The sequence below is a fragment of the Streptomyces sp. NPDC058964 genome, assembly GCF_042741275.1.
GTDB lineage: Bacteria > Actinomycetota > Actinomycetes > Streptomycetales > Streptomycetaceae > Streptomyces.
In genome coordinates this window covers 1-1,501 of sequence record NZ_JBHYKH010000312.1, presented here as the reverse complement: position 1 = coordinate 1,501, position 1,501 = coordinate 1, and the positions used below count along the sequence as shown (strand labels likewise).

The 1,501-nt window shown below is 77.5% G+C and carries 1 pseudogene; it reads left to right on the top strand.

The annotated features are described in order from the left end of the window. Positions 1–62: 62 nt before the first annotated feature. Positions 63–1,501: pseudogene (locus tag ACFW2E_RS30510) on the top strand (hypothetical protein); the annotation flags it as partial.

Genomic DNA, 1,501 nt, shown 5'->3' with positions numbered 1-1,501 from the left:
CCCGGCGCGCGCCCGCCCCCGGCCCCCCCCGACCCCGCGGAGCTCCGGCGCCCTACCCCCCCGCGGGCGTCGCCCGCCGCCCGCCGTCAGGGGGGCGAGCTGAGCCGGGCCGCCGAGCAGCGGATGGCCGAGGCCGACGAGGCGCTGCGCAAGGCGCAGTCCGAGGCCGAGAAGCTGGTCACCGAGGCCAAGGAGGCCGCCGCCAAGGCCCTGGCGAGCGCCGAGTCGGCCAACGAGCAGCGCATGCGTACGGCCAAGGAGCAGGTCGCCCGGCTGGTCGGTGAGGCCACGAAGGAGGCCGAGACCACCAAGGCGGACGCCGAGCAGATCGTCGCGGACGCCCGCGCCGAGGCGGAGAAGATCGTCGCCGAGGCCGGTGAGAAGGCCCGCAGCGTCACCGCGGAGGAGACCGCCTCCCAGCTGGGCAAGGCCGCGAAGACCGCCGAGGACGTCCTCAACAAGGCGTCGGAGGAGGCCCGGCAGACCACCAAGGCGGCCGCCGAGGAGGCCGAGCGGATCCGTCGTGAGGCGGAGGCGGAGGCGGACCGGCTGCGGGCCGAGGCCCACGACATCGCCGAGCAGCTCAAGGGCGCGGCCAAGGACGACACCAAGGAGTACCGCGCCAAGACGGTCGAGCTGCAGGAGGAGGCCCGCCGGCTGCGCGGTGAGGCCGAACAGCTGCGCGCCGACGCGGTCGCGGAGGGCGAGAGCATCCGCGCCGAGGCCCGGCGCGAGGCCGTCCAGCAGATCGAGGAGGCGGCCAAGTCCGCCGAGGAGCTGCTGGCCAAGGCGAAGGCCGACGCCGACGAGCTGCGGCAGAGCGCCACGACGGACAGCGAGAAGGTCCGTACGGAGGCCATCGAGCGCGCCACGTCGCTGCGCCGGCAGGCCGAGGAGACCCTGGAGCGCACCCGCAAGGAGGCCGAGCGGCTGCGCGCGGAGGCCGAGGAGCAGACCGAGGCACTCAAGCAGGACGCCGAGCGGGCCGCGCGCGAGCTGCGCGAGGAGGCCGAGCGCGCGGTGGAGGCCCGGCGCGCCGAGGCCGCCGACGAGCTGACCCGGCTGCACACCGAGGCCGAGGACCGGCTCGCGTCGGCCGAGCAGGCGCTGTCCGACGCCCGTGACGAGGCCGCCCGCATCCGCCGTGAGGCGTCCGAGGAGACCGAGCGGCTGCGCGGCGAGGCCGCCGAGCGGATCCGTACGCTCCAGCAGCAGGCCGAGGCGGAGGCCGACCGGCTGCGCAACGAGGCCGCGTCGGACGCGTCCGCGTCCCGCGCGGAGGGCGAGGCCGTCGCCGTACGCCTGCGTTCCGACGCGGCGGCCGAGGCGGAGCGGCTGAAGTCGGAGGCCCAGGACACCGCCGACCGGGTTCGGGCGGAGGCCCAGGCCGCGGCCGAGCGGCTGAGCACCGAGGCGTCCGAGACGCTGGCCGCCGCCCAGGAGGAGGCGGCCCGGCGGCGCCGCGAGGCCGCCCGAGCCCTCCCCACGCCGCCGCCCGACG